Source organism: Proteus hauseri, from assembly GCF_040139125.1.
Classification (GTDB): Bacteria; Pseudomonadota; Gammaproteobacteria; order Enterobacterales; family Enterobacteriaceae; genus Proteus; species Proteus hauseri_B.
Map to the genome: position 1 here is coordinate 576,430 of NZ_JBEEUB010000002.1, position 26,403 is coordinate 602,832.

Genomic DNA, 26,403 nt, shown 5'->3' on the forward strand with positions numbered 1-26,403 from the left:
AAGATATTTGAATGTTTTTCATGTTAATATTTTGGGGGGTATTTTTAAAAAAATAATAGAGTGATAATAAGTCGTTTTAAATCAGTTTGTTATTTTTAATTTTATCTTGTTGTTAATAATGGTAAGTAACATTTTTCTCTTCGGATAAGTAACATAAGATAGTTAATGAAAATTAAAGACATCTATCTAGCTAATAACTAGATGAATCTTAATAAGAAATAGTTTTTAATAATTACAAAATGAAAATACTTTTATCTCTCTCTCCACTTCTGCATCATTTCTTCTTATTTAGATAAAACTACCATTATCTAATCACAATCCTACTTTCAGAAAAAAACTAGACGATTTACAATGTCAATACGAATAAGTTTATCGGGGGTTTTACTTCTGAGCGAAGAAATTCTATCTTATCCCTACTTATTATATTCGTTGGTTAAGTAGAGGTAACAATAAACCTCCTCTTACTAAATTTCTAATTTCTGTTTTTCCAGCTTGATTTCGGGATAATTATGAGCAAAAGCACCGCTGAGATCCGTCAGGCGTTTCTCGACTTTTTTCATACTAAAGGACATCAAATAGTACCAAGCAGTTCTTTGGTTCCAAATAACGATCCAACATTGCTGTTTACGAACGCAGGGATGAACCAATTCAAAGATGTATTTCTTGGATTGGATAATAGACCTTATTCCCGAGCGACAACCGCGCAACGCTGTGTGCGCGCTGGTGGTAAACATAATGATTTAGAAAATGTGGGTTATACCGCACGTCACCATACGTTTTTTGAAATGCTTGGTAATTTCAGCTTTGGTGACTATTTCAAACATGATGCAATCAACTTTGCGTGGGAATTATTAACCAGCAAGGAGTGGTTTAATTTACCTAAAGAAAGACTTTGGGTAACTGTTTATGCCACAGATAATGAAGCATATGATATTTGGAATAAAGAAATAGGTATTCCACAAGAGCGTATTATCCGTATTGGTGATAATAAAGGTGCGCCATTTGCATCAGATAACTTCTGGCAAATGGGTGACACAGGACCTTGTGGTCCATGTACTGAAATATTTTATGATCATGGTGACCATATTTGGGGGGGACCTCCAGGATCACCAGAAGAAGATGGCGACCGCTATATTGAGATCTGGAATATTGTCTTCATGCAATTTAACCGTAAATCAGATGGTACAATGGATCCATTGCCAAAACCTTCTGTTGATACGGGAATGGGGCTAGAGCGTATTACCGCAGTCCTACAGCATGTAAACTCTAACTATGATATTGATCTCTTCCGCTCATTAATCGAGTCTGTCGCGAAAGTGACTAATGCTACTGATTTAAGTAATAAATCACTTCGCGTTATCGCTGACCATATTCGTTCATGCTCATTCCTAATTTGTGATGGGGTTATTCCATCAAATGAAGGGCGTGGATATGTTCTGCGTCGTATTATTCGTCGTGCTGTACGCCATGGTTATATGTTAGGTGCGAAGGATACTTTCTTCTATAAATTAGTTGCACCATTAATTGGCGTAATGGCAGATGCTGGTGAAGAGCTTAAGCGTCAGCAAGCGACAGTTGAAAAAATTCTGCAAACAGAAGAAGAACAATTTGCTCGTACATTAGAACGCGGTCTTCAATTATTAGATGATGAACTGGTTCAATTAACTGATAACGTTCTTCCAGGTGAAACTGCATTCCGTCTTTATGATACTTATGGTTTCCCTCTTGATTTAACGGCTGATGTTTGTCGTGAAAGAAATATCAAAGTTGATGAAGAAGGCTTTGAGCTAGCAATGGAAGAGCAACGTAAACGTGCTCGTGAATCAAGTGGTTTTGGTACTGATTATAATGATTTAATCAAAGTTGATAGTCGTAGTGACTTTTCGGGTTATGATCATGATGAACAGCAAGGCACAATCACTGCGATTTTCCATAATGGTCAAGCAGTAACTGAGCTTAAAGCGGGCGAAGAAGGAATTATCTTCTTAAATAAAACCGCATTTTATGCAGAGTCTGGTGGTCAGGTTGGTGATAAAGGTCTGCTAATTGGTAAAGATAGCCAATTTGAAGTGACTGATACGCAAAAATACGGTAAAGCTATTGGTCATATTGGTAAGGTTAATACTGGTTCATTTATTGTTAACCATAAAATTAATGCCACTATTGATGTCGCACGCCGTGATGCTATTCGTTTGAACCACTCTGCAACTCACTTATTACATGCGGCATTGCGCCAAGTATTAGGTACGCATGTAACGCAGAAAGGTTCTTTAGTTAACGATAAATATCTGCGTTTCGACTTCTCTCATTTTGAAGCCATAAAACCAGAACAGTTACGTAAAATTGAAGATATCGTTAATGCTCAAATCCGTCTTAATTCACCTGTTGTTACAGAATTAATGGATCTTGAAGATGCCAAAGAAAAAGGTGCTATGGCACTCTTTGGTGAAAAGTATGATGAACGTGTTCGTGTTTTAACAATGGGTGACTTTTCTACAGAGCTTTGTGGAGGAACTCACGCATCTCGCACTGGTGATATTGGTTTATTCCGTATTACGAGTGAATCAGGTACAGCAGCCGGTGTTCGTCGTATTGAAGCAATCACAGGTATTGCTGCAATAGAAAGTGTTCATGAACAATCTGATTTGATTTCTCTTGTGGCACAAGTTCTAAAAAGTGATGGTACAAACTTGGTTGAGAGAATTAAAACCGTCCAAGAAAAATACCGAGTATTAGAAAAAGAACTCCAACATCTTAAAGATCAACAAGCAGCTCAAGAAAGTTCTTCGTTAGGAAGTCAGGCTAAAAATGTGAAAGGTATCAAACTTTTAGTTCGTGAGCTGAATAGTGTTGAGCCAAAAATGTTAAGAACAATGGTTGATGATTTAAAAAATCAATTGGGTTCGGCAATAATTGTGCTTTCTACTATTTCTGATGGTAAAGTGAGTTTAATTGTTGGGGTCACTAAAGATTTGACTGCTAAAGTTAAAGCAGGCGAACTGATTGGTTTTGTAGCACAGCAAATCGGTGGTAAAGGCGGCGGTCGCCCTGATATGGCTCAAGCTGGCGGTACAGATGTTGAAGCGCTACCTGCTGCTTTAGCGAGTGTTGACGAGTGGGTTGAATCGCATCTTTAAGCGATGACTACCTGAAAAAAGGCGTTACTCCCTATTTTATAGGGGGGATGCCTTATAGAGATATTGAAGATTCGTTAAATAATCAATGAGAAAATTTATATTTTGTTATGAAGTATAAGTGACTTGTGATAAATAATGATTATACGAATTGACAATGTATGATGGATAATGGCCGGGAAATTCTAGAGACCCGACTCTTGTAAATTTTCAAGGAGCAAAGAATGCTTATTCTAACTCGTCGAGTTGGTGAAACGCTTATGATAGGCGATGATGTAACCGTAACCGTTTTAGGGGTTAAAGGTAATCAGGTACGAATTGGCGTAAATGCACCAAAAGAAGTATCTGTCCATCGTGAAGAGATCTATCAACGAATTCAGGCCGAGAAATCTCAGCCTACAGATAACTACTAAACGATATCTAATTATTAGCTAGTTACAATTCATTCGTAAGCGTCCACACTTTTGCCGGGTCTGGGCGCTTTTCTCTTTATAGGACTTTTTATTCCCTTCTTTATTCCTATTTTTGCTCTCCCTGAGCTGTATTTATTATTACACTATCCGTTTATTCTGATTGACAGAATTGAAAGTCTTTTTACCGCTAATCATTCGATTCATAATTATTTGCATAATCAATAAAATTATTTACGTAGCGTATAAAATACTTGAATGATTTTTCATCAGAGATATCATTATGTTTAGAACTTTTTTAGCCTTTCTTGCTGATAAACGCATCAGTTTGTTTGTGAAGTGTTCAAACAGACGTATATTCGTAAAAAGTTGAGAAAAATCGTTTGACTTCTTAGGCTGAGAAAGTAATATGTGCGCCACACAGAGACGAGATGTTCAGTAAGAACTTCTTCGAGTGGTTCTAAATATGGTGAGATGGCCGAGAGGCTGAAGGCGCTCCCCTGCTAAGGGAGTATGCGGTCAAAAGCTGCATCGAGGGTTCGAATCCCTCTCTCACCGCCATTTAGATCTGCACCCTTAGCTCAGCTGGATAGAGTACTCGGCTACGAACCGAGCGGTCGGAGGTTCGAATCCTCCAGGGTGCACCATCTTCTAACCCCATGATTAATGTATGGGGTTTTTATTTTGGTGCTAATAGTGAATTTTAAGCATCAAAAGAGTAAAGTAAAAGTATTACTACGGCGCACCCTTAGCTCAGCTGGATAGAGTACTCGGCTACGAACCGAGCGGTCGGAGGTTCGAATCCTCCAGGGTGCACCATTCATTACTTACTTGGGCTTAAGTCGCCAGAGTGAGAAGTAAAAAGATAATGAGCACCCTTAGCTCAGCTGGATAGAGTACTCGGCTACGAACCGAGCGGTCGGAGGTTCGAATCCTCCAGGGTGCACCATCTTAGTTATAAGAATCTCAATTATCTTAAAAAAATTTAGTACCATCTGCACCCTTAGCTCAGCTGGATAGAGTACTCGGCTACGAACCGAGCGGTCGGAGGTTCGAATCCTCCAGGGTGCACCATCTTCAGAAGCCTCGCTTATAGCGGGGCTTTTTGCTATCTATTCTTTTATTAATTCATAATATGTTACGGGTTTGTTTAGCACCAACTAACAACGCTAACATCATCTAATAAGCGACAATTTAGTGACTTTGCGATAAAGTAACTCCTATCTAATTTATCAACCTTAATCACACGGGAGGTCACTTTTGATCCCGGACGTATCTAAAGCGCTTTCTTGGTTGGAAGCACATCCTAAAGTTTTATGTGGTATCCACCGTGGTATAGAGCGCGAAACCTTAAGAGTTACTCCTGAAGGTAATCTCGCATCAACAGAGCATCCTATTGCATTAGGTAAGTCGTTAACCCATAAATGGATCACGACTGATTTTGCAGAGTCTCTTTTAGAGTTTATTACGCCTGTTGACGATAATATTTCAAACACACTACATTTTTTAGGTGATTTACATCGTTATACCGCACGTCGTTTAGATAATGAACGTATGTGGCCGATGAGTATGCCTTGCTTTATTGAAGCTGAAGATAAAATCACTTTAGCTCAATTTGGCTCATCTAATGTGGGGCGTTTCAAAACACTTTATCGTGAAGGGCTTAAAAATCGTTATGGTGCGTTAATGCAAACCATTTCAGGTGTGCATTACAACTTCTCATTACCTATCGAATTTTGGCAAGCTTGGGCAGATGTAAAAGATGAAGTCAGTGGCAAAGAAGCCATTTCAGATGGTTACTTACGTTTAATTCGTAACTACTATCGTTTTGGATGGATAATTCCATTCTTCTTTGGTGCTTCACCAGCAATTTGTGGCTCGTTCTTAAAAGGACGTGAAACTAATTTACCTTTTGAGAACACTCCAAAAGGCGCTAAATATTTACCCTATGCAACCTCATTGAGATTAAGTGATCTTGGTTATACCAATAAGTCACAAAGTGATTTAGACATCACCTTTAATCATCTAGATACCTATGTGAAAGGGCTGAAAAAAGCAATTCACAAACCTTCTGAAGAGTTTGCAAAGTTAGGCACTAAAAAAGATGGCGAATATATTCAATTAAATACTAACGTACTACAAATTGAAAATGAGCTATATGCACCTATTCGTCCTAAACGAGTCGTAAAAGGTGATGAGTCACCTTCAGATGCATTATTACGTGGCGGTATTGAATATATCGAAGTTCGTTCATTAGATATCAATCCATTTACACCAATTGGCGTTGATGAAACTCAAATCCGTTTCTTAGATTTATTCTTAATTTGGTGTGTATTAGCAGACGCACCAGAAATGAGTGCATCTGAATTAGCGTGTTGTCGTTCAAATTGGAATAACGTTATTCTAGAAGGGCGTAAGCCTGGGCAAGTCATTGGCATGGGATGTGGTGAAAGAAAAGAGCCATTAGCTCAAGTTGGTAAATCACTATTTGCAGATTTACAGCGAGTTGCCAAAGTTCTCGATAGCTGTTCAGGAACTAAATATCTGGAAGTTTGCCTTAAGTTAGAAGAAATGTTTGATAATCCTGAATTAACCTTCTCTGGCAGAGTGTTAGAAAAAATAAAAGAGCAAGGTATCGGTGGTTATGGTTTGTCATTAGCAGAGCAGTATTATCAAGAGTTGGTCAATACGCCTTACGAAACACTAACTGAAGAAGCGTTTGATCATGAGAGAATTTCATCCATTAAACGTCAGGCAGATCTGGAAAAGAGTGATACCATTTCTTTTAATGAGTATCTGAAGATCCATGCTGGTCCAAATAGTGAGAGTATGGCTTCCTAAATTCAGGACAGAAAAAAGCCACACGAAGATTTGTGTGGCTAAAAAAAATTCTATAGAGAAATAGGGATGATAACATTTTGCGCGTATTCATAACTAAGACAGAACTACTCGTAGAAAGTTTCATTTTCTCTTAAAAATATTTAAAAAATTTCTTCGGAGGTCTTTTATGCCTTTATTGGATAGTTTTACTGTTGATCATACTCGTATGTCTGCACCTGCTGTACGCGTTGCTAAAACCATGAACACGCCATCAGGTGATACTATTACCGTTTTTGACTTACGTTTTACTGTACCTAATCAAAAAGCGATGCCTGAGAAAGGGATCCATACCTTAGAACATCTGTTTGCTGGTTTTATGCGCAATCATCTAAATGGTAAGGGTGTCGAAATCATCGATATTTCTCCGATGGGATGCCGTACTGGTTTCTATATGAGCTTAATTGGACAACCAGAAGAACAGCGTGTTGCTAATGCATGGAAAGCAGCAATGGAAGATGTTTTGAAAGTAAAAGATCAAAACCAAATACCAGAGCTAAATATCTATCAGTGTGGTACTTATGCCATGCACTCATTAAACGAAGCACAAGACATTGCACGTGATATTTTATCCCATGATATTGGTATCAACCATAATGATGAGTTAGCGCTTCCTGAAGAGACGCTAAAAGAGTTACACATCTAACCAATATTGTGAGTAACGCTTTAAATATTTAATGAATCTAGGGGACAATAGATCAAGAAATTCGCATCCTGATTTATTGTCTCTTTATTTATTTTTGCTCTATTTTTTATCCCCATCGCATATCCCTGTTTCTTTTTTTATTTCATTATCTTATTTTCCAATCTTCTTATATTCTTAGACAATAATGAATTGAATTTATTCTTGGTACATGGAGTGTGTTTTATTATGGAAAATCATCAGTTCTCTTCTCCAAAACTTGTGTTAGAGTTTTTTGTCCGTGAATTTTATTTTTTTGGTAAAAGTACAATACGCACTCAGTTACCAAAAGATGCCTTCTTCTACACCGGTTTATCTAAAGCACTAGAGCATCGTTATTTTGAACGTGTCCATAAAAAGTATGTAAAGCGTAGCTCTGATAGCCCTGAATTAATAATAAAGCCTGATACCTTACTTCTTTCATCACAAATAAATCCTGAGTTATTCGCTAAAATAGAGAAACCTGAAACCAATACGTTAATAAAAATAGGGGGAGATTATCTGTATAAAGAAGATGAACAATATCGTTGGTATGCTCAAAAAAATGAAATTAAAACCAATAGCTATAGTGGTAGCAACACAGAACTGAGATATGAAAATATTCGCAGCCTAGCACCACATCATTTTAATCTTGAAACAGTAGATGCTAATGGTTCAATAGTGACTAATTTCCCGCGCAAATCGCTCTCTCTGACACTTAATGTCGGAGAAACTGCATGCTTTATTTGTCGCCGTGAAGAATACGGTTATTCATATTCAAGCGAACCTGCACTTAATTTAGTGATGTGGGTTAAAAATCACGGTTTTTATTCTGATTATCAAAAGATCAAAAATACCTTACTGCAAGCAGAACAAGAGATAACGCCTTTTTATATGTTGCCAGCAAGAGAGTTTGATTTTCGTAAAAGTAAGTTACGTTTTGAATTGGGTTAGTCGAAATAGAAAGATAAATATAAAAAAATAAAGCACTTAAATAAGTGCTTTATTCAATGATTAATGATGTGGAATAGCTAGATGGCGGATCATGGCTTTTTTAATGATATTGTCTTGTACTTCTAAGATTTTAAATTCATATTCATTTATTTGAATCTTAGCGCCAACAACGGGTAAATCCCCCAACTCTTCGCTAATAATACCATTGATAGTACGTGCCTCATCTTCTGGTAAATTCCAGCCAAAAGCTTTGTTAATATCGCGAATATTGGTAGTACCATCTACTAAAAGAGAGCCATCTTTCTGTGGTAACACCTCTTCAGCTAAAGAAGGTGACATTGAAGTGGTAAAATCACCTACAATCTCTTCAAGAATATCTTCAACTGTCACTAGGCCTTGAATTTCACCATATTCATCAACCACAATGCCCGCTTTCTCATTATTACGTTGGAAATTGACCAGCTGTAAGTTAAGAGGCGTACTTTCAGGAATAAAATAGACTTTATCGGCTGCTTTGATCAGAATTTGTTTAGTAAATTCTCTTTTCTCTGTCATTAAACGATAGGCTTCTCGAACGCGTAACATGCCAATTGCATCATCTAAAGTATCACGGTAAAGCACTATACGACCATGAGGAGAGTGCGTTAATTGTCGAACGATGGATTTCCATTCGTCGTTAACATCAATGCCAAAAATTTCATTTCTTGGCACCATAATATCGCCAATAGTGACTTTTTCTAAATCAAGAATAGACAACAACATATTTTGATTACGTTGTGAGAGTTTCGATTTGGATTCGTTCACAATAGTTCTTAACTCTTCTTTTGAAACTGCATTACCTTGTATTACAGGGGACTTTATTCCTAATAAACGCATTAACATCAAACTGATTCTATTAAAGAACCAGACAATAGGTAGCATTAATTTTTGCAAAGGAGAGAGAATAATACTGCTTGGATAAGCCACTCGTTCTGGATAAAGTGCAGCAACAGATTTCGGTAAAACTTCTGCAAAAATGAGGATAATAAAAGTTAATACCCCTGTTGCAATAGCAACACCCGCATTACCATATAAGCGAATACCAATAATGGTCGCAATGGCAGACGCTAAAATATTGATAAGATTATTACCAATAAGAACAAGACTAATAAGTCTGTCTGGGCGCTGTAATAACTTTTCTACGCGTTTTGCTGAACTATTTCCTTGTTTAGCGGCATGACGGAGACGATAACGATTTATTGTCATCATGCTCGTTTCAGTTGCAGAAAAATAAGCCGATGCGATAACCATACCTATAAGTATGATAATGAGCGTTGCAGTTGAAACATGCTCCAAAATTGAGGTCCTTTTGCTACCTTAAAATAAAAAATTAATTGATCATTAGCTCTTGTAATAAACGATTACCAAAAAAAGCTAAGGTCAGAATGATTGCACCAATTAGGTTACAAATAATAACTTTCTTGCCTCTCCAACCCTCTCGGAAATGTCCCCATAATAAAATGATATAAACAAACCAAGCAATAATGGAGAAAATGGATTTATGAATATTTTCTTTACCGAAAATATTATCCATATAAACCAAACCAGTACAGAGAGTTAATGTGAGTAATACTACGCCAACTTGTGTGATATGAAACATTTTACGCTCAATTGTCATTAATGGTGGCATTTGAGGTGAGAACTTTAGCTTCTTATTTTTTAGTTGGTAGTCGAGCCAGCTTAATTGTAACGCATATAATGCTGCAATCAGTAAAGTTGCATAACTTAATAACGCAAGCCCGATATGGATAAATAGCGCTGGGCTGCTTTCAAGATGAGTAACAAACTCACCGGGCATTAGCGCAGCTAAAACAAGATTGACTATCGCAAAACAGTAAACAATGGGGAGCAAATACCATGCTCTACCACGAGAAGCGACAATCGTCATGATAACGCAAACCATTAGGCTAACAATGGCACCTAAATTGGTAAATGAAAGATTCTGTCCGCTGTGAGGACGGAAAATTAAAAATTTTAATGAAATAGCATGCGCAACAAGCGCAATTACCGCAAATAGCAGTGCTAATCCGCGGTACCCATTCTGCTCTTTTCGCAACAGACTGGGGAGAATAAGCACCAGACTGAGTAAATAAGCGCAGACAGCGACGATAGAGATTGATATAACGGGCATAGTTTCGCTTACATATATTGTTTGAATTAACTTCCTAGTATAGCGCTAGGAGCATACGGCTCCAACTATTGAAGTCATTAAGCTTAAATCTCTATGCAGAGATCCGCGAGCCATCGTGATATAATCGGCGGCATACATAACCGACAAGCCCAACTTTAACACTGAGCTAAGATAATGTTTGAGAATTTAAGTGACAGATTATCGCGCACATTGCGCAATATAAGCGGTCGGGGAAGACTGACTGAAGAGAACATTAAAGAGACATTGCGTGAAGTACGAATGGCTTTATTAGAAGCTGACGTTGCTTTACCTGTTGTCCGTGATTTTATTGCGCGAGTAAAAGAGAGCGCAGTAGGTCATGAAGTTAACAAAAGCCTGACTCCAGGTCAGGAGTTTGTCAAAATTGTTCAAAATGAACTCGTCAATGCGATGGGTGAAGTTAATACTGACTTAGACCTTTCTGCACAGCCACCAGCGGTTGTGTTAATGGCAGGTCTTCAAGGTGCGGGTAAAACCACCAGTGTTGCTAAGCTAGGTAAATTCTTAAAAGAGAAAAAGAAGAAAAAAGTTCTGGTTGTTTCTGCCGACGTTTATCGTCCTGCGGCAATTAAACAGCTTGAAACCTTAGCTGAATCAGTCGGTATTGATTTTTTTCCATCAACTGTTGAAGAGAATCCAATTACTATCGCTAGTAATGCATTAAAACATGCTCAATTGCAGTTTTATGATGTGCTACTGGTGGATACTGCGGGCCGTTTACACGTAGATGAAGGCATGATGGAGGAGATCCAAAACCTTCATAAAGCAATTAATCCGGTAGAAACACTGTTTGTTGTTGATGCGATGACAGGGCAAGATGCAGCAAACACCGCAAAAGCATTTAATGAAGCGTTACCATTAACGGGGGTTGTTTTAACCAAGGTTGATGGTGATGCGCGTGGTGGTGCTGCGTTATCTATTCGCCACATCACGGGTAAGCCAATTAAGTTTCTTGGTGTTGGGGAAAAAACCGAAGCGTTAGAGCCTTTCCATCCTGATCGCGTGGCATCACGAATCCTTGGAATGGGCGATGTTCTCTCCCTAATCGAAGATATTGAGAGCAAAGTTGACCGTGCTCAGGCGGAAAAACTCGCCACTAAATTGAAGAAAGGCGACGGCTTTGACTTAAATGATTTCTTAGATCAGTTAAAACAGATGCGTAATATGGGTGGCATGGCAAGTATGCTAAGCAAAATGCCCGGTATGTCTCAGGTTCCTGATGCAGTGAAATCACAGATGGATGACTCTGTTTTAGTGAAAATGGAAGCAATTATCAACTCCATGACACGAAAAGAGCGTCAAAAACCAGAAATCATCAAAGGTTCCCGTAAACGTCGTATTGCGACGGGGTCAGGAACACAAGTGCAAGACGTTAACCGCTTATTAAAGCAGTTTGACGATATGCAACGTATGATGAAAAAAATGAAGAAGGGCGGTATGGCTAAGATGATGCGTGGCATGAAAGGTATGATGCCACCAGGCTTTCCAGGTCGCTAAAACCAAAAAGCCTGAAAAAAAGTACGCTTTGGATTGCTTTTTCCGCCAAAGTGAGTAAACTTTTCGGGCTTTTTATATGACAACCGGACTCCATTCCTCGATGGCGTCTGGTTGTTTTATTAACTAATGAGGATGTTATGGTAACAATTCGTTTAGCTCGTGGCGGCGCAAAAAAGCGTCCGTTCTACCAAGTAATCGTGACCGATAGCCGCAACGCGCGTGATGGTCGTTTCATTGAACGTTTAGGTTTTTACAACCCACTGGCAACTGGTCAAGCAGAAACTCTGCGTTTAGACGTTGACCGTGTTGAACATTGGGTAGGTCTGGGTGCAACTGTTTCAGAACGTGTTGCTGGCCTGATCAAATCAGCGAAGAAAAGCGCTTAATCTGTCGCGGTGGTAACAATGAGCGAACAAATAACCTTAAAAGAGCCCGCAGAACCTATTGTGATGGGTAAATTGGGCTCACCTTACGGGATCCGTGGTTGGCTCAGAGTTTTTTCTTCCACCGAACATGCCGATAACATTTTTGAATATCAACCGTGGTTTATTCAGCGCCATGGACAATGGGAAACCATTGAGCTGGAAGCTTGGAAACACCACAACCAAGATATTATCGTCAAACTGAAAGGTGTTGACGACAGAGATGCTGCAAACATCCTGACTAATTTTGAAATTGTCGTAAGTGCTTCACAACTGCCAGAACTTGACGGTGAATATTACTGGAAAGATCTGATGGGTTGTCAGGTTGAAACTGACAAGGGTTACGATCTAGGTGTCGTCAGCGACATGATGGAAACGGGCTCAAATGATGTCATGGTAATTAAAGCAAATTTGAAAGATGCATTCGGTATTGGGGAACGGCTAGTTCCGTTTCTTGATGGGCAGGTTATCAAGAAAGTCGATCTCTCAGCGAGAAAAATTATCGTTGATTGGGATCCTGGTTTTTAGATTATCCGGTTAACGGTTCTCAATAGTGGGACACTAAAATGTGGATTGGGGTAATTAGCCTATTTCCAGAAATGTTCCGCTCTATAACCGAGTACGGGGTGACTGGTCGGGCAGTGAAGCATGGTCTGCTTAATGTAGAATGTTGGAATCCCCGAGATTTTACATACGACAGACACAATACTGTTGATGATCGTCCTTATGGCGGTGGTCCTGGTATGTTGATGATGGTGCAACCCTTAAGGGAAGCAATTCATCAAGCGAAAGCTGCGGCTGGTGATGGAGCAAAGGTGATTTATTTATCACCTCAGGGACGCAAACTCGATCAACAAGGGGTTTGCGAACTGGCAACAAATGAGAAGTTAATTCTGGTTTGTGGTCGGTATGAAGGTATAGACGAGCGTGTCATACAGACTGAAATCGATGAAGAGTGGTCTGTAGGTGATTACGTATTAAGTGGTGGGGAATTGCCTGCCATGATAATGATAGATGCAGTTGCACGTTTTGTTCCGGGTGTTCTCGGGCATGCCGCCTCTGCGAAAGAAGATTCTTTTGCTGAAGGTTTACTGGATCATCCTCACTATACTCGCCCAGAGGTTTTAGATGGTATGGAAGTTCCCGCAGTTTTACTGTCAGGTAACCATGCTTATATTAATCGCTGGCGTATGAAACAATCACTGGGCCGAACCTGGCTAAGAAGACCTGAACTTCTGGAAAGCCTAGCTCTGACTGACGAGCAAAGAGTGCTGTTAGCTGAGTTCAAAAATGAACATCAGCAGAGAACAGCAGAGTAAGTCTGACAAATAATGTCATTAATATCAGTTTACCTAGGGTAAGAGAGTTATTATGAGCAATATCATTAAACAAATCGAACAAGAACAGATGAAGCAAGATGTTCCTTCATTCCGTCCTGGTGACACTTTAGAAATTAAAGTATGGGTTGTTGAAGGTTCTAAAAAACGTCTGCAGGCATTCGAGGGCGTGGTTATCGCTATTCGTAACCGCGGTCTGCACTCTGCATTCACTGTTCGTAAAATTTCTAATGGCGAAGGCGTTGAGCGTGTATTCCAAACTCACTCCCCAGTCGTAGACACCATCACTGTTAAGCGTCGTGGTGCGGTTCGTAAAGCTAAACTGTACTACCTGCGTGAGCGTTCTGGTAAGGCTGCACGTATTAAAGAGCGTCTTAACGCTAAATAATACGCTTTCGCACATCCGAGAGTTAACGTTAAAGGCCAGCTTTTGCTGGCCTTTTTATTTGAGTTAATTAAAATCTCTTTTCTCTTTTCTCTTTTCTCTTTTCTCTTTTCTCTTTTCTTATTTTTATTTCTTATTTTACCTCACACCTCTTTTTATGAATTTATCGTAAAATATAGTTTACACCCACGCTGTTTTTTATTATCTTCATCACGATTAGTTAATTTTATTTTTACAAGGTAATTAATTGAATTAATTCAATATTTATTTAATTTCATCATTCTTGTAATTGTATGTTTACGTTTTAGTGTTTTTTTATTATAAATGGATTGAATTCTTTACATTGCGTGTTATCTTATCTCTTAGACAGACAACATCACAATGACAGCGATAAAGATAAAAAAGGTAAAAACTATGATCATGCAAAAAGACGCACTCAATAATGTAAATATCAGCGAAGAGCTGATTTTAATTACACCTGAAGAGTTAAAACAAAAATACCCATTGAGTCGCAATGACCTGCATGCCATTGCAAATTCACGCCAAACAATCTCCCAAATTGTTCAACGTCGTGATCCCCGTTTACTGGTGGTATGTGGTCCTTGTTCTATTCATGACGTTGATGTGGCGCTTGAGTACGCTAAACGTCTAAAAGTATTAGCGTCTGAGCTGAGTGATAGTCTGTACATTGTGATGCGTGTCTATTTTGAAAAACCTCGTACAACAGTTGGTTGGAAAGGCTTAATTAGTGATCCATTTATGGATGGTAGCTTTGAAATGGAAAAAGGGCTGCATATTGCGCGTAAATTATTAACTGAGTTAGTGCAATTAGGTCTCCCTTTAGCAACAGAAGCGTTAGATCCTAATAATCCACAATACTTAGGTGATTTATTTAGCTGGTCTGCAATTGGAGCAAGAACTACTGAATCACAGACACACCGTGAAATGGCGTCAGGACTTTCTATGCCAGTTGGATTTAAAAATGGTACTGATGGCAATTTAGATACTGCAATTAATGCAATGAAAGCAGCATCAATGCCACACCGTTTTATGGGTATTAATCAATCAGGACAGGTCTGTTTATTACAGACACAAGGAAATCCTGATGGTCACGTTATTTTACGCGGTGGTAAAACACCCAATTACCATGCTGAAGATGTGGCGCAATGTGAAGCTCATATGCTAAAAGCGGGTCTAAAACCATCATTAATGATTGATTGCAGTCACGGTAACTCAAGTAAAGATTTTCGTCGTCAATCCAATGTGGTGGATTCAGTCATTGAACAAATCACAACTGGAAATCAATCAATTACAGGTATTATGCTTGAGAGCCATATAAACGAAGGAAATCAATCATCAGAACAGCCTCGTAGTGAAATGAAATACGGAGTTTCAGTGACCGATGCATGTATTAGTTGGGAAACAACAGAATCTGTGCTAAGAAATCTACACCAGCAAATTTCACCTATTTTAGCTGAACGTGAAGCATTATTGAAAAAAGTAGGTTAATGAGAGTAATTAGAAAGGAGGCAAGCATCGATGGTAACTGAACTACAAGGTTTGCGTGAGCAAATTGATCAGGTGGATAAATCATTGCTTTCTTTGTTAGCCCAAAGAATGCAATTAGTTGCCGAAGTCGGTGAAGTTAAAAATCGCCATGGTTTACCAATATATGCACCTGATAGAGAAGCCGCTATGCTTGCTTCTCGACGTGAAGAAGCGCAAAAAATGGGAATTTCTCCTGATTTAATTGAGGATGTTCTACGTCGAGTTATGCGAGAATCTTATACCAAAGAAAACGATAAAGGATTTAAAACACTTAATCCTCAGTTGGGCAATATCGTTATTATTGGTGGTAATGGGAAAATGGGTAAATTATTTTCTCGTTTATTTACTCTTTCTGGTTATCAGGTCGAAAGTTTAGAAGCTGATGAGTGGGAAACAAAATCGCCCGCTATTTTTGCTAATGCAGGTATGGTGATTGTCAGTGTACCTATTCACTTAACGGTAGATGTTATTGCTCAATTACCTCCCTTACCAGAAGAGTGTTTATTGGTAGATCTTGCATCAATTAAAAAAGCACCTCTCGATGCAATGTTGAAAGCGCATAAAGGACCTGTGTTAGGTTTACATCCAATGTTTGGACCCGATGTTCCAAGTTTAGCAAAGCAGGTGGTTGCATATTGTGAGGGGCGCTCACATCAATCATTTGAATGGCTGCTAGAACAACTAATGGTTTGGGGGGCTAGAATAGAAGTGATAACCCCAGAAGAACATGATAAAAATATGAGTTTTATTCAAGCACTTCGACACTTTACGACATTCGCATATGGTCAGCATTTAGCAAAAGAAAAGGTTGATTTAGCCAGTTTATTAAGGCTCTCATCTCCGATTTATCGCTTAGAGTTAGCGATGATCGGGCGCTTGTTTGCGCAAGATCCTCAACTTTATGCGGATATTATTTTATCCTCGCAAGAAAATATTGAATTAATTCGCCGATATCATCACTCGTTAGGTCAAGCGATAGATCTATTAGATATAAATGCAAAGAGTGAATTCGTTCATTCATTCAATAATGTGAGTAATTGGTTTGGTGATTATGCATCACAGTTTATGAAAGAGAGTGGCGTATTATTACAAAAAGCGAATGATAGCCGCATATAATTAGAAACTACTTATGATTAGAAGCCAGCCATTTAATTGACTGGCTTTTGTTATTTATGGGATAGATGAATATTAACTTAGTATTACCAATCATGCATAAATCTATATTGTATAAATAATTTATTAACTTTTTATTTTTAATAGGTTTTTGATGATTTTTTAATGATCCTACTCTATTGGTTGACTATTTTTATTAATAATAGCGTTGTTATTAATTTGTTATTCATTGGTTTAATTAAATATGAATTAATGTTCAAGTTTGTCTCTGATAATAAATTATTTGTTGAGGAGATCTTAAATTTGGATAAAACAGATAGGGTAATATTAAAACTATAACAGTGATCAAAAAATACAATATAACAGTTGCGTAAATTGCATTTAATAAGTAACGGTTTTTTACAAGGAATAATCAATATTCGATTGTATTATTTTGTTTTTATATTCTGGCGTTTTATTCAAGGGGTAAACTATGGATTTTATAATACAACTAGCCATTATATTAGTTTGTTTATTTTATGGTGCCAGGAAAGGTGGTATTGCATTAGGGTTATTAGGTGGTGTTGGATTAGTTATTTTGGTTTTTGTTTTTAAATTACCGCCAGGAAAACCGCCTGTTGATGTGATGTTAGTTATTATTGCGGTTGTTTCTGCATCTGCGACGTTACAAGCATCTGGTGGGTTAGATGTTATGTTGCAAATAGCAGAAAAATTATTACGTAAAAATCCGAAATATATTTCTATTGTTGCGCCTTTCGTTACTTGTACGCTAACAATTCTATGTGGTACAGGACACGTCGTTTATACTATATTACCTATCATTTATGACGTTTCTATAAAGAATAATATTCGACCTGAAAGACCGATGGCTGCAAGTACTATTGGTTCTCAAATGGGGATCATTGCCAGCCCTGTTTCTGTTGCTGTTGTGACATTAGTGGCAATGTTAGGTGATGTCACCTTTAATGGTAAACATCTTGAGTTTCTGGATTTATTAGCAATTACGATCCCATCAACCTTTATTGGTATTTTAGCTATCGGTATTTTTAGTTGGTTTAGAGGGAAAGATTTAGATAAAGACCAACGGTTCCAAGAGTTTATTTCAGTCCCTGAGAACCATGATTATGTTTATGGTGATACAGCAACACTTTTAGATAAAAAGCTTCCTATGAAAAACTGGGTTGCGATGTGGATATTCTTAGGTGCGATTGCCATTGTGGCTGTACTAGGTGCATTTTCTGAAATACGTCCAGAATTTAATGGAAAACCATTATCGATGGTGCTTGTTATTCAGATGTTTATGTTACTGGCAGGTGCCACTATCATTATTATCTGTAAAACGAATCCGTCCTTAATTTCTAAAAATGAAGTTTTTCGTTCAGGGATGATCGCTATTGTTGCAGTTTATGGTATTGCTTGGATGGCAGAAACCATGTTCTCTGCCCATATGAAAGAAATACAAGCAGCGTTAGGACAATTAGTAAGAGAATACCCTTGGGCTTATGCTGTTGTCTTATTATTAGTTTCTAAGTTTGTTAACTCACAGGCAGCCGCTCTTGCCGCAATTGTACCTTTGGCATTGGGGATTGGTATCGACCCTGCATATATTGTTGCTTCAGCTCCTGCTTGTTATGGTTATTACATTCTTCCTACTTATCCTAGTGACTTAGCTGCAATTCAATTCGACCGTTCTGGTACAACAAAAATAGGGCGTTTTGTTATTAACCATAGCTTTATATTACCCGGTTTAATTGGCGTTATAGTCTCTTGTATCTTTGGTTGGGTATTTGCTGCTATGTATGGTTTCTTATAAGTATAGAGATCCGATAAGGCAACTAATATAGGTTTGATACATATCGAATTAGTACAAGAAAAATAAGAAAAGCCAGATAGTTAGATCCTATCTGGCTTATTTTTTTTGAATTAATCTATTATTTTACTTCAACAGGAACGACATTTTCTGAAGGGTAACAGCCTAATACTTTTAATGACCGGGTTATTAATGACAAATCATGCAACGCTTTTTGCATATTGATATCACGTAGATTTGCCTGAACATCGATATAAAACATCTCTTCCCATGGTGTACCATTAATTGGGCGTGATTCCAATTTAGTCATAATAATCTCGTACTGCTTTAAAATCATCAGAGCATCGACTAAAGCACCAGCTTGTTGTCCTGTCGCCATTAAGAAGGTTGTTTTAGCGGGAACCTGCTCTGAAACATCTATCGCTTTGCGAGCAATAACAATAAAGCGTGTTACGTTAATTTGCTGATTAGCTAAATTATTCGCTAAAGGTTGTAATCCATAAAGAGAGCCACCTGCTTCGCTGCCTATTGCCGCTACATGAGGCGATTGTGCTTGGGTAACTTTTTCCATCGCCGCAGCTGTGCTTTCGCAATATTCAATTTTCCAATTTGGATATTGGTTTAAATAGTGGCTACATTGTTGAAATGGTTGAGGATGACTATAAATAGTATGCAGCTGTTCTGCTGTGGTATTCACGGCAGTTAATAAACAGTGGTTTATAGGGATACGAATTTCACCAACAATAGAAAGTGATGTTGTTTGCAATAAATCGTAAACATCATTTATTGCTCCGGAACTGGTATTTTCTATTGGCAATAAACCATAGTCGGCTTGCCCTGTATCTACCAGTGTAAAAATGTCTTCAAATTTATGACAAGCACAATCTTCGATGGTATCAAAATGACGAGCTGCATATTGACGAGCAGCAATATGAGAATAGGAACCTTTAGGACCTAAATACGCAATTCTAGCTGATTCATTTGACGTGCAATTAAGGTGCTGCTGTAAAATAGCTTGTTGCGTTAAGACAGAATCTTCAATAATCATTTGGAAAATGCGACTAATATAGAAACCATCTAACCCAACGTTTTTTCCTTTATTAATCAGTAGGTCAAGTAATTCACGTTCGCGATTTTTATCTCTGATAGGGCGATGTGTATTCAATTTAAATTGTGCGACATCAGCAGATAATTGACGTCTGTTTGCTAACAGCGTCAGTAATTCGGAATCAAGTGTTGTAATTTTATCTCTGATTGCCAATAAATCGAGTTTTTCCATGTTTGAGCCCCATACTTTTGCGTCATACCATCATAAATAAAAAAGCCTCCGTTTTGGAGGCTCTTGTCGTTCTTATTTTTCTTTCTGAAATGACAAAGCCTCTTAAGAAAAGAGTAAAAAGAAAAAGAAGAATGGCAAAAAGGATTTATTGAACATTATTTAGCTTGATTATCTTGGTTAATAAATGATTTAACATATTGCTATCAGACATGATGATGTTGTGAGTGTCAAGAAAAAAGCAATAAAAAGCGCACCACAAGGATGCGCAGAGGCGTTTAAGTCAGTGAATTGTTCTAGTTTTTAAATTTGTTTTACTATTTAAATTTCATCTACAAGTAAATTTTCTTCTTTCAAGCTGCTATCAGTTCGACGAGCTTCGCTTTTATGTTGAACTTTATTTAATTGTCGTCCAAGTTTGGCTAAAAGGTCATTGATCGCAGTATACATATCAGAATGTTGAGCATTGGCGATTAATTGCCCGTTTGGTGTATGAATGCTGGCATCAACACTAAAGCCTTTAGGATCTTTGGTCAGAATGATATGAGGATTGATTAAATTTACCTGCCATTTATTAAGTTTAGTTAAACGGCTTTCAATGTGTTCACGTAGTGCTGGGGTAATCTCCATTTGTTTACTAGTAATATTTATAATCATATAGTTACCTCTTTATTACTCCGCCTTCGATGAGTTCAGAATATCGTGATATACAATTAAAAACATGATCAAAGTCACTTTTTGTTAGAAAGATGTGTAAGTCGTAATAGAAACGTGACAAATGATAAATAGCTGAAAAAGAGCGCTTGTTATGTTGGCTTTCTTCAGTCATATTAGAAAGGTTGGGCTGATGAAAAGTAAGTTTTATTTAGCAAAGAAACAGCAATAAAGCAGACAAAAGAATTAAAAAAACAGCAGCCATAGGCTGCTGTTTTTAATAGAAAAGAAATAATTAAGCTGGATTAGCTGCAATCAAAGAAGACACTTTATCTGCTTCTTGAGTTAATCCTAATTCTTTATAAGCATTTTCCATATACTCAAGCGCATCACGTGTAGCTTGTGTATCAGGATAATCACGCATCATTTGTTCAACTCTATTAATAACCGCGACATAAGCCCCTCGTTTAGTATAGAATTTCGCAACAGACAGCTGATACTTCGCTAAACGATTTTTAAGAAACGCAAGGCGTTTAGTTGCATCAGCAGTATAAAGGCTATCAGGATAGTAACGAACGAGTTGGCTGAAGTCTTTGAATGCAACAATTGCATGCTGAGGATCACGGTCGGAACGGTCGATACCAAAGAATCCTTGTAATGCGCTATCATCTAATGCTTGTGCTGTAAGCCCGCGCATATAAAGAACATAGTCAATATTTGGATGGGTTGGATTTAACCGCATAAAGCGGTCGATAGCAGCAATCGCCATTGGTAATTCTGCTGATTTATAATAAGCATAAATCAAATCGAGCTGAACTTGTTGTGAGTAAGGGCCAAAAGGATAGCGATTATCGAGAGACTCTAATTGTTTGATAGCCGCTCCATAATTGCCATCTAGCAATTTTTCCTGACTGGTTGCATAAAGCTCAGAAGGTGACATATCCGCAGTCGCGTCTTTGTCTGAACTGGAACAGCCAGAAAGTAACAGGCTTACAGTGGCCGCTGCCACTAGGTATTTAATGCGTCTCATCACGTATTGATTATCCTCTGAATAGGTTTGGGGAGTCTCTCCGTGAAGCTCCCCTAAAATCGGTTACACTATAACTCATTTTAAATGAAACGGCTGTGCCGTCAAAACACTAACTTAATTAATAGAAAACTATTTATGTCTCAACAAATACGACTTAATGCTACAGTCGCAGATTCACAGCTTGGTCAACGCTTAGATCAGGCTTTGGCAGAATTGTTCCCTGATTATTCGAGATCTCGTATAAAAGAGTGGATCTTAGACGATAGAGTGCAGGTTAACGATAAAATCATCAATAAGCCAAAAGAAAAAATGCTTGGCGGTGAAAAAATTGAAGTCGATGCCTTAATTGAAGAGGAAGCACGCTGGGAACCTCAGAATATTCCGTTAAATATCGTTTATGAAGATGACGATATTTTGGTTATCAATAAACCAAGAGATCTTGTTGTTCATCCTGGTGCCGGTAATCCTGATGGTACAATATTAAATGCATTACTTTATCGTTATCCCGAGATTATCAATGTCCCTCGCGCTGGTATTGTCCATCGTTTAGACAAAGATACAACAGGTTTAATGGTGGTTGCAAAAACAGTTCCGGCTCAAACGCATTTAGTAGAAGCATTACAGCGTCGTGAAATTACACGTGAGTATGAAGCGGTTGCAACAGGAAGAATGACGGCAGGTGGTTTAGTTAACGAACCCATTTCGCGCCATCCAACTAAACGTACACATATGGCAGTTCACCCAATGGGTAAACCTGCGGTAACACATTATCGTATTATGGAGCATTTCCGCGCTTCTACTCGTTTACGTTTGCGTTTAGAAACAGGACGTACTCACCAAATTCGCGTACATATGGCTCATATTCATCATGCATTAATCGGTGATCAGTTGTATGGTGGAAGACCTCGCCCATTAAAAGGTGCGTCGGAAGAATTTCGCGAAACATTGCGTTTATTTGATAGGCAAGCTCTACATGCAACAATGTTACGCCTTTATCACCCAATCTCAGGTATTGAGATGGAGTGGCATGCGCCATTACCTGATGATATGGTTAATCTGATAAATGTGCTAAAAGCGGATGCAGAGCAGTTTAAAGATGAAATGGATTGGTAAATGACTTCATTAATTTTTCCTGAGTGGCCACAACCTGACAATATTGGTGCATGTAGTACATTGAGAGAAGGTGGTATCAGTCTGCCGCCTTATAATAGCCTCAATCTTGGTGCCCATGTCGGTGATGATTTGCAATCTGTTGAGCACAATCGACGTTTGCTTTGTGAACAAGCACAGTTACCTGAAATGCCTTTATGGCTTGAACAGGTACATGGTACGCATGTAGTAAAACTGAGTTCTCAGGAAAATAATCAAGTTAAAGGTGATGCCCTTTATACTTCTACCGCTAAAAAAGTGTGCGCAATTATGACCGCTGACTGTTTACCTGTACTTTTTACCACAGTAGATGGTAGCGAAATAGGTGCTGCACATGGTGGGTGGAAAGGGCTTCTCCAAGGTGTATTACAAAATACATTAGCGCAATTCAAAGCACCAAATCATCAGATTATGGCATGGCTTGGTCCAGCAATTGGTCCTGATGCTTTTGAGGTAGGTGCAGAGGTTCGAGAAGCCTTTATTGTAAAAAATATTGCCTTTAGTTCGGCATTTATTCCCCATAATGGTAAATACTTAGCTAATATCTATATGTTAGCGAGAATAATTTTACAGGAAAATGGGGTTAGTCAGATTTATGGTGGTGATTTTTGTACTGTTACAGATGAGTCACGTTTCTTCTCTTATAGACGAGAACATATAACAGGACGTATGGCATCATTAATCTGGATTGAGTAAACACCCTCCAATATTTATTCTTGCTTATCCCAAATATTGATAAATATTTTTGCTCAAAATTTCTATTTTGAGCTTGAATATTGTCAATATGACCTCATCTATTCTCCAGCGACAAATTTTAATTTGAATTTTACTTGGAGGTGTTATGCGTCTGGATAAATTAACCAACAAATTCCAGCAAGCTCTCGCAGACGCCCAGTCATTGGCACTTGGGAACGATAATCAATTTATAGAACCCATACATTTACTGAGTGCGTTATTTAATCAACAAGGTGGCTCAATTCGTCCCTTATTAACATCAGCAGGTGTTAATGCATCGCAATTTAATGAACGAATTAATGACGCCTTATCACGATTACCTAAAGTCGAAGGTGCTGGTGGAGAAGTTCATCCCTCAAATGATTTAATCAAGCATCTTAATTTATGCGATAAGTTGGCACAGAAAAAAGGTGATGAATTTATTTCGTCAGAACTCTTTCTGTTGGCTGCGATGGAAACGGGTGGCCAAGTTGCTGACATGCTTAAAGCAGCTGGAACCAACAAAGCAAGCCTTGAGCTAGCGATTGAAAAAATACGTGGTGGAGAAACAGTGAACGATCAAAATGCAGAAGACCAACGTCAGGCATTAAAAAAATATACTGTGGATTTAACGCAAAGAGCAGAACAAGGCAAACTCGACCCTGTTATTGGTCGTGATGAAGAAATAAGAAGAACAATTCAGGTTTTACAACGTCGTACTAAAAATAATCCGGTGCTTATTGGTGAACCCGGGGTGGGTAAAACCGCTATCGTTGAAGGTTTAGCACAGCGAATTGTTAATGGCGAAGTGCCTGAAGGTTTAAAAAATAAACGCGTACTTTCACTAGATATGGGCTCTTTATTAGCAGGTGCTAAATATCGTGGTGAATTTGAAGAGCGTTTAAAAGCGGTTTTAAACGATTTATCGAAACAAGAAGGCAGCGTTATTCTGTTTATCGATGAATTACATACGATGGTTGGCGCAGGTAAAGCCGAAGGTGCAATGGATGCTGGTAATATGTTGAAACCAGCATTAGCGCGAGGTGAATTACATTGTGTCGGTGCAACAACCCTTGATGAATATCGTCAATATATAGAAAAAGATGCAGCATTAGAGCGTCGTTTCCAAAAAGTGTATGTCGCAGAACCAACAGTTGAAGACACTATTGCTATTTTACGTGGTCTGAAAGAACGTTATGAATTACATCATCACGTACAAATTACAGACCCAGCGATTGTTGCCGCAGCAACTTTATCGCATCGCTATATTTCTGACCGTATGTTGCCAGATAAAGCGATTGACTTAATAGATGAAGCTGGTGCAAGTCTGCGTATGCAAATGGATTCAAAACCAGAAGCATTAGATAGACTTGATCGACGTATCATCCAGTTAAAACTTGAACAACAAGCACTGCAAAAAGAGTCTGATGACGCAAGTAAAAAGCGTCTAGAAATGCTTAATGAAGAGTTGGCTGAAAAAGAGAAAGAGTATTCTGCTTTAGATGAAGAGTGGAAAGCTGAAAAAGCAGAACTTACTGGTACTCAACATATTAAATCAGAATTAGAGCAAGCTCGTATTGCATTAGAACAGGCGCGTCGTAGTGGTGATTTGGCAAAAATGTCTGAGATCCAATATGGTCAAATTCCTGTTTTAGAAAAGCAACTTGCAGAATCACATAAAGCTGAAGATAAGCATATGAAGCTGTTACGTAACAAAGTAACAGATGCTGAAATTGCAGAAATCTTAGCACGTTGGACTGGTATTCCCGTTTCTCGAATGTTAGAGGGGGAGCGAGATAAACTATTACGAATGGAACAAGAGTTACATAGACGTGTCATTGGACAGTCCGAGGCGGTAGAAGCAGTATCTAATGCTATTCGTCGTAGTCGTGCTGGATTATCTGATCCTAATCGTCCTATTGGTTCCTTCTTATTCTTAGGACCAACAGGTGTTGGTAAAACAGAGTTATGTAAAGCGCTAGCAAACTTCTTATTTGATAGTGATGACGCAATGGTGCGTATCGACATGTCCGAATTTATGGAAAAGCACTCTGTTTCTCGTTTAGTCGGTGCACCTCCAGGATATGTAGGTTATGAAGAAGGCGGATACCTCACAGAAGCGGTTCGTCGTCGCCCTTACTCTGTCATCTTATTAGATGAAGTTGAAAAAGCGCATCCTGATGTCTTTAATATTCTATTACAAGTATTGGATGATGGACGTTTAACTGATGGACAAGGTAGAACCGTTGATTTTCGTAATACCGTTGTAATTATGACATCAAACTTAGGTTCGGATTTAATTCAGGAACGATTTGGTACTATTGATTACCCTGAAATGAAAACTATGGTGATGGATGTTGTTGGACATCACTTTAGACCTGAGTTTATTAACCGTATTGATGAGGTCGTGGTTTTCCATCCATTAGGAAAAGAGAATATTGCTGCAATTGCTCAAATCCAGTTGCGCCGGTTATATCAGCGTTTAGAAGAACGTGGATATCATGTCACTATTACTGGTGCGGCGTTAGAGAAATTGAGTGAAGTTGGATTCGATCCAATCTATGGTGCGCGTCCATTAAAACGTGCAATTCAGCAAGAAGTAGAAAATCCGCTAGCGCAGGATATATTGTCTGGCAAGCTACTACCGGGTAAAGAAGTTATCTTAGATTTAGATAATGATAAGATAGTTGCTAAACAGTAATTGAACCGTTCTCTCTATTAGATAAGTGTGAAGAGAGATAGCTAAAGTAAAAAAGAGGCTTATATAAGCCTCTTTTTTATGCTCTCAGTTTATAAATGAAGGTTTAACAGCTAACTCGCTGAGCGTTACAGATAGCGTTGACACTTTTTTAAACAAGTAATGTCTGTTATTTATGCTAATATGGGGTGTTTGATTACAAAATATTCACTTAGTGAGTTTTTTTAAAATAATACTTGTCAGACTCAGAAAACTCCCTATAATGCGCATCCACTGACCCACGATGAGCTGACAACAGCCTCGAAGGAAAGTGAAGAGAAAAAGAAAAAAGTTTGAAAAAAACTCTTGACTCTTCAGAGGAATAACGTAATATACGCCTCCTCGCAACAACGCAGAAGACCGGAAACGGCAGCCATTGTTGCACTGCTCTTTAACAAATTATCAGACAATCTGTGTGGGCACTCGCAGAGACGATATCTTCTAAAATAGTTTAGATGTATATAAGTCTTAAAGAGTGTTTACCAA

Annotated in this window: 21 protein-coding genes, 5 tRNA genes and 1 other annotated feature; of the genes, 21 read left to right on the top strand and 5 right to left on the bottom strand. The window is 38.3% G+C overall.

The window, feature by feature from the left end; all coding sequences use genetic code 11:
• Nucleotides 1–509: 509 nt before the first annotated feature.
• From alaS to ABN099_RS05665, 10 genes are all read left to right on the top strand, one after another.
• Nucleotides 510–3,137, top strand: coding sequence for an alanine--tRNA ligase (gene alaS / locus ABN099_RS05620; RefSeq protein WP_349462695.1), 2,628 nt, complete (start codon nucleotides 510–512; stop codon nucleotides 3,135–3,137).
• Nucleotides 3,138–3,358: 221 nt separating this feature from the next.
• Nucleotides 3,359–3,547: a carbon storage regulator CsrA gene (gene csrA / locus ABN099_RS05625; protein WP_064719243.1), complete on the top strand. Its 189-nt coding sequence runs from the start codon at nucleotides 3,359–3,361 to the stop codon at nucleotides 3,545–3,547.
• Nucleotides 3,548–4,012: 465 nt separating this feature from the next.
• A tRNA-Ser gene (locus ABN099_RS05630) sits at nucleotides 4,013–4,105 on the top strand.
• A 9-nt stretch (nucleotides 4,106–4,114) separates the two neighbouring features.
• Nucleotides 4,115–4,191, top strand: a tRNA-Arg gene (locus tag ABN099_RS05635).
• A 95-nt stretch (nucleotides 4,192–4,286) separates the two neighbouring features.
• A tRNA-Arg gene (locus ABN099_RS05640) sits at nucleotides 4,287–4,363 on the top strand.
• 53 nt (nucleotides 4,364–4,416) lie between these two features.
• Nucleotides 4,417–4,493 (top strand) — tRNA-Arg (locus tag ABN099_RS05645).
• Nucleotides 4,494–4,541: 48 nt separating this feature from the next.
• Nucleotides 4,542–4,618 (top strand) — tRNA-Arg (locus tag ABN099_RS05650).
• A 186-nt stretch (nucleotides 4,619–4,804) separates the two neighbouring features.
• Nucleotides 4,805–6,385, top strand: coding sequence for a glutamate--cysteine ligase (gene gshA / locus ABN099_RS05655; protein ID WP_349462696.1), 1,581 nt, complete (start codon nucleotides 4,805–4,807; stop codon nucleotides 6,383–6,385).
• Nucleotides 6,386–6,551: 166 nt separating this feature from the next.
• Nucleotides 6,552–7,067 carry an S-ribosylhomocysteine lyase gene (gene luxS, locus ABN099_RS05660; RefSeq protein ID WP_349462697.1) on the top strand — a complete coding sequence of 172 codons (516 nt, stop codon included), beginning with the start codon at nucleotides 6,552–6,554 and terminating at the stop codon, nucleotides 7,065–7,067.
• 225 nt (nucleotides 7,068–7,292) lie between these two features.
• A complete protein-coding gene (locus tag ABN099_RS05665; protein ID WP_349462698.1) occupies nucleotides 7,293–8,036 on the top strand; it encodes a hypothetical protein in 744 nt (247 codons plus the stop codon).
• Between the two features lie 60 nt (nucleotides 8,037–8,096).
• On the opposite strand, the gene ABN099_RS05670 is transcribed toward ABN099_RS05665, so the two are convergent.
• Nucleotides 8,097–9,371, bottom strand: coding sequence for a CNNM domain-containing protein (locus ABN099_RS05670; protein WP_349462699.1), 1,275 nt, complete (start codon nucleotides 9,369–9,371; stop codon nucleotides 8,097–8,099).
• Between the two features lie 34 nt (nucleotides 9,372–9,405).
• The gene (locus ABN099_RS05675) at nucleotides 9,406–10,206 is read right to left on the bottom strand and encodes a cytochrome C assembly family protein (RefSeq protein WP_349462700.1); all 801 of its coding nucleotides are present in this window, start codon (nucleotides 10,204–10,206) and stop codon (nucleotides 9,406–9,408) included.
• 174 nt (nucleotides 10,207–10,380) lie between these two features.
• On the opposite strand from ABN099_RS05675, the gene ffh reads away from it, so the two are divergent.
• The 8 genes from ffh (at nucleotide 10,381) to ABN099_RS05715 (ending at nucleotide 18,360) form a co-directional block, all read left to right on the top strand.
• Nucleotides 10,381–11,742, top strand: coding sequence for a signal recognition particle protein (gene ffh / locus ABN099_RS05680; protein WP_349462701.1), 1,362 nt, complete (start codon nucleotides 10,381–10,383; stop codon nucleotides 11,740–11,742).
• A 137-nt stretch (nucleotides 11,743–11,879) separates the two neighbouring features.
• Nucleotides 11,880–12,128 (top strand): 30S ribosomal protein S16, encoded by a 249-nt coding sequence (gene rpsP / locus ABN099_RS05685; protein ID WP_064719250.1) that lies wholly within the window; start codon nucleotides 11,880–11,882, stop codon nucleotides 12,126–12,128.
• 18 nt (nucleotides 12,129–12,146) lie between these two features.
• On the top strand, nucleotides 12,147–12,692 hold the full coding sequence (gene rimM, locus ABN099_RS05690) for a ribosome maturation factor RimM (RefSeq protein WP_349462702.1): 546 nt from the start codon (nucleotides 12,147–12,149) through the stop codon (nucleotides 12,690–12,692).
• Between the two features lie 38 nt (nucleotides 12,693–12,730).
• Nucleotides 12,731–13,483, top strand: coding sequence for a tRNA (guanosine(37)-N1)-methyltransferase TrmD (gene trmD, locus ABN099_RS05695; RefSeq protein ID WP_349462703.1), 753 nt, complete (start codon nucleotides 12,731–12,733; stop codon nucleotides 13,481–13,483).
• Between the two features lie 52 nt (nucleotides 13,484–13,535).
• Nucleotides 13,536–13,889, top strand: coding sequence for a 50S ribosomal protein L19 (gene rplS / locus ABN099_RS05700; protein ID WP_349462704.1), 354 nt, complete (start codon nucleotides 13,536–13,538; stop codon nucleotides 13,887–13,889).
• 411 nt (nucleotides 13,890–14,300) lie between these two features.
• Nucleotides 14,301–15,395: a 3-deoxy-7-phosphoheptulonate synthase gene (locus tag ABN099_RS05705; protein ID WP_349462705.1), complete on the top strand. Its 1,095-nt coding sequence runs from the start codon at nucleotides 14,301–14,303 to the stop codon at nucleotides 15,393–15,395.
• Between the two features lie 30 nt (nucleotides 15,396–15,425).
• Entirely contained in the window at nucleotides 15,426–16,550 is a 1,125-nt protein-coding gene (tyrA, locus tag ABN099_RS05710) for a bifunctional chorismate mutase/prephenate dehydrogenase (RefSeq protein WP_349462706.1), read from the top strand.
• 469 nt (nucleotides 16,551–17,019) lie between these two features.
• Nucleotides 17,020–18,360, top strand: coding sequence for an anaerobic C4-dicarboxylate transporter (locus ABN099_RS05715; protein WP_349462707.1), 1,341 nt, complete (start codon nucleotides 17,020–17,022; stop codon nucleotides 18,358–18,360).
• 118 nt (nucleotides 18,361–18,478) lie between these two features.
• Here ABN099_RS05715 and pheA read toward each other — a convergent pair whose 3' ends face one another.
• The 3 genes from pheA to bamD form a co-directional block, all read right to left on the bottom strand.
• The gene (pheA, locus tag ABN099_RS05720) at nucleotides 18,479–19,636 is read right to left on the bottom strand and encodes a bifunctional chorismate mutase/prephenate dehydratase (protein ID WP_349462708.1); all 1,158 of its coding nucleotides are present in this window, start codon (nucleotides 19,634–19,636) and stop codon (nucleotides 18,479–18,481) included.
• Nucleotides 19,637–19,671: 35 nt separating this feature from the next.
• Nucleotides 19,672–19,787, bottom strand: a sequence feature (Phe leader region).
• A gap of 167 nt (nucleotides 19,788–19,954) precedes the next feature.
• Nucleotides 19,955–20,290 (bottom strand): ribosome-associated translation inhibitor RaiA, encoded by a 336-nt coding sequence (gene raiA, locus ABN099_RS05725; protein ID WP_349462709.1) that lies wholly within the window; start codon nucleotides 20,288–20,290, stop codon nucleotides 19,955–19,957.
• Between the two features lie 292 nt (nucleotides 20,291–20,582).
• Nucleotides 20,583–21,317, bottom strand: a complete 735-nt coding sequence (bamD, locus tag ABN099_RS05730; protein ID WP_349462726.1) for an outer membrane protein assembly factor BamD — start codon at nucleotides 21,315–21,317, stop codon at nucleotides 20,583–20,585.
• Nucleotides 21,318–21,452: 135 nt separating this feature from the next.
• On the opposite strand from bamD, the gene rluD reads away from it, so the two are divergent.
• From rluD to clpB, 3 genes are all read left to right on the top strand, one after another.
• Entirely contained in the window at nucleotides 21,453–22,430 is a 978-nt protein-coding gene (gene rluD, locus ABN099_RS05735) for a 23S rRNA pseudouridine(1911/1915/1917) synthase RluD (protein ID WP_349462710.1), read from the top strand.
• A complete protein-coding gene (yfiH, locus tag ABN099_RS05740) occupies nucleotides 22,431–23,162 on the top strand; it encodes a purine nucleoside phosphorylase YfiH (RefSeq protein WP_349462711.1) in 732 nt (243 codons plus the stop codon).
• Between the two features lie 145 nt (nucleotides 23,163–23,307).
• Entirely contained in the window at nucleotides 23,308–25,881 is a 2,574-nt protein-coding gene (gene clpB, locus ABN099_RS05745) for an ATP-dependent chaperone ClpB (protein WP_349462712.1), read from the top strand.
• The last annotated feature ends 522 nt before the right edge of the window (nucleotides 25,882–26,403 follow it).

Coding starts and splice junctions, on each gene's coding strand:
- csrA (WP_064719243.1), top strand. CDS start 3,359: ATGCTTATTCTAACTCGTCGAGTTGGTGAAACGCTTATGATAGGCGAT.
- raiA (WP_349462709.1), bottom strand. CDS start 20,290: ATGATTATAAATATTACTAGTAAACAAATGGAGATTACCCCAGCACTA.
- rplS (WP_349462704.1), top strand. CDS start 13,536: ATGAGCAATATCATTAAACAAATCGAACAAGAACAGATGAAGCAAGAT.
- trmD (WP_349462703.1), top strand. CDS start 12,731: ATGTGGATTGGGGTAATTAGCCTATTTCCAGAAATGTTCCGCTCTATA.
- ABN099_RS05705 (WP_349462705.1), top strand. CDS start 14,301: ATGATCATGCAAAAAGACGCACTCAATAATGTAAATATCAGCGAAGAG.
- rpsP (WP_064719250.1), top strand. CDS start 11,880: ATGGTAACAATTCGTTTAGCTCGTGGCGGCGCAAAAAAGCGTCCGTTC.
- rimM (WP_349462702.1), top strand. CDS start 12,147: ATGAGCGAACAAATAACCTTAAAAGAGCCCGCAGAACCTATTGTGATG.
- luxS (WP_349462697.1), top strand. CDS start 6,552: ATGCCTTTATTGGATAGTTTTACTGTTGATCATACTCGTATGTCTGCA.
- rluD (WP_349462710.1), top strand. CDS start 21,453: ATGTCTCAACAAATACGACTTAATGCTACAGTCGCAGATTCACAGCTT.
- tyrA (WP_349462706.1), top strand. CDS start 15,426: ATGGTAACTGAACTACAAGGTTTGCGTGAGCAAATTGATCAGGTGGAT.
- yfiH (WP_349462711.1), top strand. CDS start 22,431: ATGACTTCATTAATTTTTCCTGAGTGGCCACAACCTGACAATATTGGT.
- clpB (WP_349462712.1), top strand. CDS start 23,308: ATGCGTCTGGATAAATTAACCAACAAATTCCAGCAAGCTCTCGCAGAC.
- ffh (WP_349462701.1), top strand. CDS start 10,381: ATGTTTGAGAATTTAAGTGACAGATTATCGCGCACATTGCGCAATATA.
- bamD (WP_349462726.1), bottom strand. CDS start 21,317: ATGAGACGCATTAAATACCTAGTGGCAGCGGCCACTGTAAGCCTGTTA.
- ABN099_RS05715 (WP_349462707.1), top strand. CDS start 17,020: ATGGATTTTATAATACAACTAGCCATTATATTAGTTTGTTTATTTTAT.
- ABN099_RS05675 (WP_349462700.1), bottom strand. CDS start 10,206: ATGCCCGTTATATCAATCTCTATCGTCGCTGTCTGCGCTTATTTACTC.
- ABN099_RS05665 (WP_349462698.1), top strand. CDS start 7,293: ATGGAAAATCATCAGTTCTCTTCTCCAAAACTTGTGTTAGAGTTTTTT.
- alaS (WP_349462695.1), top strand. CDS start 510: ATGAGCAAAAGCACCGCTGAGATCCGTCAGGCGTTTCTCGACTTTTTT.
- pheA (WP_349462708.1), bottom strand. CDS start 19,636: ATGGAAAAACTCGATTTATTGGCAATCAGAGATAAAATTACAACACTT.